This is a genomic window from Arthrobacter sp. UYEF3 (assembly GCF_040546245.1).
Classification (GTDB): Bacteria; Actinomycetota; Actinomycetes; order Actinomycetales; family Micrococcaceae; genus Arthrobacter.
In genome coordinates, this window is the sequence record NZ_JBEPNK010000051.1 from 1 (window position 1) to 5,156 (window position 5,156).

The following is a 5,156-nucleotide window of genomic DNA, read 5'->3' on the forward strand; positions in this document are numbered from 1 at the left end:
GCGAGGCCGGGAATCCGCCATGCCCGAAACCAAGAACCGCGGCCGCCCCTGACAAACAGTCAGGACCAACCGCGGATCGGTGGATCAAGGCTAAGCCGCGCCTTATTATGAACAGCTAAAAATAAGTGCTTGAATGTACCCATGACGGATTCCCTGGGCAGCAGCGAGGCATGGGCCGCGGCCCTGCGCGCCCACGGCCGCCGGGTGACCAAGCAGCGGCTGGCCGTATTGACCGCCGTCGAACGCCACCCGCATTCGCCGGCGGAAGGCATCCTTGCCGCCGCCCGCGAGGAACTGCCCGAGCTCACGGCGCAGTCCGTCTATGTGGTCCTGGGTGACTTGACCGAACTGCAGATGCTTCGCCGCTTCGAACCGCCGCATTCCCCCGCACTGTATGAGACGCGGGTGGGCGACAACCACCACCACGCCGTCTGCATCAGCTGCGGCCGCGTCGAGGACGTCGACTGCGCCGTCGGCCATGCGCCGTGCCTCACCCCGCATTGGAACGCCGGTTCCCGGCCCATGACCATCCAGATCGCCGACGTCCTGTACCAGGGCATCTGCGAGGACTGCCAGCGCAGCCAAAAACTTCCCGCCGACCGAAACTAAGTTAGAAACAGAAATAGGAGAACGATGACTCAGAACATCTCTGCGCCCGCAGTATCCACGACACAGTCCGGTGCCCCCGTCACTTCCGACGCCCACTCCCAGACCGTCGGCGCCGACGGCGCGATCATTCTGACCGATCACTACCTGATCGAGAAGCTCGCCCAGTTCAACCGCGAGCGCGTTCCGGAGCGTGTGGTGCATGCCAAGGGCGGCGGCGCCTTTGGCACGTTCACGACCACGGACGATGTCTCGAAGTACACCAAGGCCGCGCTGTTCCAGCCGGGCACCGAGACGGACATGCTCATCCGTTTCTCCTCGGTTGCCGGCGAAGCAGGCTCCCCCGACACCTGGCGCGACCCCCGCGGTTTCGCCGTGAAGTTCTACACCACCGAGGGCAACTACGACCTCGTCGGCAACAACACCCCGGTGTTCTTCATCCGCGACGGCATCAAGTTCCCGGACTTCATCCACAGCCAGAAGCGACTCCCGGGCACCCACCTGCGCGACGCCGACATGCAGTGGGACTTCTGGACCCTCTCCCCCGAGTCCGCCCACCAGGTCACCTGGCTCATGGGCGACCGCGGCCTGCCCGCCTCCTGGCGTGAAATGCAGGGCTACGGCTCGCACACCTACCAGTGGATCAACGCCGCGGGCGAGCGCTTCTGGGTCAAGTACCACTTCAAGTCCAATCAGGGCGTCAAGTCCATGACGGGCGACGAGGCCGAAGCACTGGCCGGCGCAGACGGGGACTTCTACATCCGCGACCTGCAGGAGAACATCGCTGCGGGCAACTTCCCGTCCTGGGACCTGCACGTCCAGGTGATGCCGTACGAGGACGCCAAGACCTACCGCTTCAACCCGTTTGACCTGACCAAGGTGTGGCCGCACAGCGACTACCCGCTGGTGAAGGTCGGCACCATGGAGCTGAACAAGAACCCGGAGAACTACTTCTCCCAGATCGAGCAGGCCACCTTTGCGCCGTCAAACTTCGTGCCCGGCATCGCCGCGTCGCCGGACAAGATGCTGCAGGCCCGCATCTTCTCCTACGCCGACGCACACCGCTACCGCGTGGGCACCAACCACGCCCAGCTCCCGGTGAACCTGCCCAAGAGCCAGGTCAACAACTACAGCCAGGACGGTCAGGGTCGTTTCCACTTCAACGCCCCGTCGGTTCCGGTCTACGCGCCGAACTCCGTCGGCGGTCCTGCCGCCGTGGAGCCGTCCGTTGCGGGCGGCGGCTGGGAGAACGACGGCGCGCTGACGCTCTCCGCGCACTCCCTGCGCGCTGAGGATGGCGACTTCGGCCAGGCCGGCACGCTGTACCGCGAGGTCTTCAACGACGGCGAAAAGGCCCGCCTGCTGGAGACCATCACCGGCGCCGTCAGCGGCGTCAAGAACGCCGGCATCAAGGAACGCGCCATCCAGTACTGGACCAACGTCGACGCCGAGCTCGGCGCCAAACTGCGCGCCAACCTGGGTGCCGCAGCCGGTGTCGGTACCTCCGACGCCGAGGCTGCCAACAAGGTCGGCTGATACGTCGCTTCCGCTCCCTGGGAGCAACGAAACACCTCGCCGCGGTTTGTCCGTGGCGGGGTGTTTTGTTTGCTTCCGGAGGCTAAACCGGCGTCGAGCTGGCGGTAGAACCGGCCGCCGCCGGGCGGTGGCCCTTCTTGGCGAGCTGGATCTGCTCGTAGACATGGTGCCGGAGTTCCGTGAACCGCGGAAGGGACCGGGTCTCCAACTGGTCACGCTCAACCGGGAGGTCGATCAGGATGTCCTCCTGGACGACTGTCGGGGAGCTGGACGGGATGATGACCCGTTCGCCGAGGTAGACGGACTATCCGGCCAGCCGCTCCTGGATCCCGCTGAGGGCACACGGCGGGTGGCCTAGTGGCTGTTCCGTCCGAGGGCGCTGCCGAGGATGCGGGCGCCGGCGGCGAAGGCGGCCGGGTTTGGGCCTGAGTAGTTGAGCCTGATGAACGATCCAGTAGGTTCCGCGGGGAACCATTCGGCGCCGTCGGCGATGATCACGCCGGCGTTTTCGCAGTCCCGGATGAGCCGTGCGACGTCCGTCCCGTCGGGCAGGCGTGCCCACAGATTCAGCCCTCCAGCGGGGACGTGGGTGAGGTGGGCCAGCGGTGCGTGTTCCCGCATACTGGCGACGAGCAGGTCACGGCGGGATTGAAGCTGGTGGCGGAGGCCGCGTAGATGCGTCTGCCAGGCTGGCTGCGTGACCACGTCGAGTGCTGCGGCCTGGAGGAGGCCGCTGACGTACATTGATTCGGCTACCCGGTCGGCCGCGATGCGTTCGCGGGCCGGGCCCCGGGCGATGACCGCGGCAACGCGGATGGCCGGGGACACGCTCTTGGTCAACGAGCGGAGATAGACCACATGCCCCGAATCGTCCTGCGCGGCGACGGGCACAGCGCTGGTGGTAATACCGAAGTCGTGCGCCCAGTCGTCCTCGACGAGGAACGCGCCGTACCGGCGCACGACGTCCAGCACCTCGTCGCGGCGTTCAGCGCTCCATTGCGCGCCCGTGGGGTTCGCGTAGTTCGGTTGGGCATACAACAGGCGCGCGCCTGTCTCCTCGAAGGCGCGCGCCAGTTCGTCGGTATCGGGACCCTTTGCGCCGCTGGGCACAGGGATGGCCCGGACGCCGGCTTGGCCGGCAGCGAGGATGGCGCCCCAGTAGGTGGGAGACTCCATGAGCAGGGGCTGCCCGTTGCCCGCCAGGGCACGGAAGATGGAGCTGAGTCCGCTCTGGGATCCGGGCAGGACGATCACGTCGCCCGGCATTGGCGGGGTGACACCTGCAGGTGTGGAGGCCCGGAGTTCCTGCGCGAACCAGGACTGGAGTTCCGGCAGGCCTGTCGCAGGCGGACGCGATACGGCTGCGTCCCCTCGTGAGGCGCGGGTGAGGGCTGCCCGCACCAGTCGCTCGGGCAGGAGTTCCCGGTCCGGATAGCCGGAGTGGAAGGCGATGACGTCATTCGGCGTGTCCCGCATCGCGGCCGGGGCCGGGCGGGCCGGTGCCTGCGGTGAACGCAGTGCCGCCGACTGCCACCCGTAATCGGAGGGCCGAGCGGTCCGGATGGCCCGGACAAACGTGCCAACTCCGGGCCGGCTCTCAATCAACCCCTGCGCGGCGAGGGCCCTGAGCGCGTGCTGGACGGTCACCGGGCTGGCCTGATACTGAGCCACGAGTGAACGGGTCGACGGCAGTTTCGCTCCTGCCGGCGCAGTCGCAATCCACTCCCTGAGTCGAAGCGCAATCCTCGAACTGCTATCGTTTGTCATGAGAGACAATAGTAGCGCTACTGCGGTTATTGCCCCAATGATACTGCCGCCCCGGCGGCCAACGGGTCTCTGGTGGGGCCTCCTAGGTGTCGTTGCCTTCTCCTTTACTGTTCCGTTCACCCGCGTGGCAGTGGACGGGCTGACGCCGTTGTTCCTCGGATCCGGACGGGCTGTGATAGCGGGCATCCTTGCGATATTGGCCTTGACTCTCACGCGGCAACGCTTTCCCCGCGGCCTGCAATGGGGACGCATTGCGGTGGTGGCCGGCGGAATCGTCATCGGATTCCCGCTACTGACGTCCTTCGCCCTCACCTCGGCGCCCGCCAGTCACGGCGCCGTCGTCATCGCCCTCCTCCCTGCAGCGACAGCAACCATGGCCGTCCTGCGAACCCGCGAACGCCCCCGGGCAGTTTTCTGGATCCTGACAGTGGCAGGCGCGGCGGCGGCCATCACTTTCGCTTCCATGCAGTCCGGCGGCGTCGGGCAGCTGCACTGGGCGGACCTGCTGTTCTTCGGTGCTGTCGCCGCCGCGGCCATCGGCTACGCGGAGGGCGGCCTGCTGGCACGCGAACTCGGAGCATGGCAGACGGTCTCCTGGGCCCTCGTTCTGGCATTTCCTGTGATGGTGTTCCTGACCGTCAGCGCAATCGCTGAGCAGCCGCCGGCCGGCACGCCCGCCCAATGGGCTGCCTTTGCCTACCTCGGGGTGGTCAGCATGTTCCTCGGATTCTTCGCGTGGTACCGCGGCCTTGCCATCGGTCCAATGGCCCAGGTCAGCCAGGTCCAACTGGTACAGCCGGTCCTGAGTATCTGCTGGGCCGGCCTGCTGCTGGGCGAGAGCCTGACCTGGACCACCATCGTCGGAGGAGTGGCGGTGATTCTCTGCGCCGGAATTGCCGTCCGCGCCCGCCTGAACCCCGCTGAAAGTGCGCGTCCCATAAAGTACGGCGATTCCGCTTAGCGCCGTGGTGCCGTTGCGAAACCGCCACGCTTTGTGGAGTGTAAATCAGCTGCAGTTGGGCAAAGAGTTGTAAATCTCGTGGGCCAGGGTCGCGGACGCAGGAACTCGACGGTCGGGACCCGGAATACGGCCGGAGCGAAGTCCTGCACCAGGGCCGGGATCACGTCGACGGCCGGCGTCGGTGCCGGGCTTGAATATTGGCTTCCAAGGAGGCCACGTGTGGTGCGGGTCAGAGCCACCTCCCTAAACCACGGATCGTGTCGTTCAGAGCCACGGTTGGTGTGGT

General features: G+C 66.4%; 4 protein-coding genes and 1 pseudogene. 3 read left to right on the top strand and 2 right to left on the bottom strand.

Going from position 1 to position 5,156, the window contains the following annotated elements; genetic code table 11:
• Nucleotides 1-141: 141 nt before the first annotated feature.
• On the top strand, nt 142-609 hold the full coding sequence (locus ABIB14_RS18555; protein ID WP_354237372.1) for a Fur family transcriptional regulator: 468 nt from the start codon (nt 142-144) through the stop codon (nt 607-609).
• A 24-nt stretch (nt 610-633) separates the two neighbouring features.
• Nucleotides 634-2,142 carry a catalase gene (locus ABIB14_RS18560; RefSeq protein ID WP_354237373.1) on the top strand — a complete coding sequence of 503 codons (1,509 nt, stop codon included), beginning with the start codon at nt 634-636 and terminating at the stop codon, nt 2,140-2,142.
• 82 nt (nt 2,143-2,224) lie between these two features.
• Here the strand turns inward: ABIB14_RS18560 and ABIB14_RS18565 are convergent.
• Together ABIB14_RS18565 and ABIB14_RS18570 are read right to left on the bottom strand one after the other, a co-directional pair.
• A pseudogene (locus tag ABIB14_RS18565) lies at nt 2,225-2,446 on the bottom strand (ABC transporter ATP-binding protein); the annotation flags it as partial.
• A 50-nt stretch (nt 2,447-2,496) separates the two neighbouring features.
• Complete coding sequence (locus tag ABIB14_RS18570) at nt 2,497-3,909, bottom strand: aminotransferase-like domain-containing protein (protein WP_354237374.1); 1,413 nt, start codon at nt 3,907-3,909, stop codon at nt 2,497-2,499.
• On the opposite strand from ABIB14_RS18570, the gene ABIB14_RS18575 reads away from it, so the two are divergent.
• Nucleotides 3,908-4,870, top strand: coding sequence for a DMT family transporter (locus ABIB14_RS18575; RefSeq protein ID WP_354237375.1), 963 nt, complete (start codon nt 3,908-3,910; stop codon nt 4,868-4,870). The two genes, ABIB14_RS18570 and ABIB14_RS18575, sit on opposite strands and share 2 nt — an antisense overlap.
• The last annotated feature ends 286 nt before the right edge of the window (nt 4,871-5,156 follow it).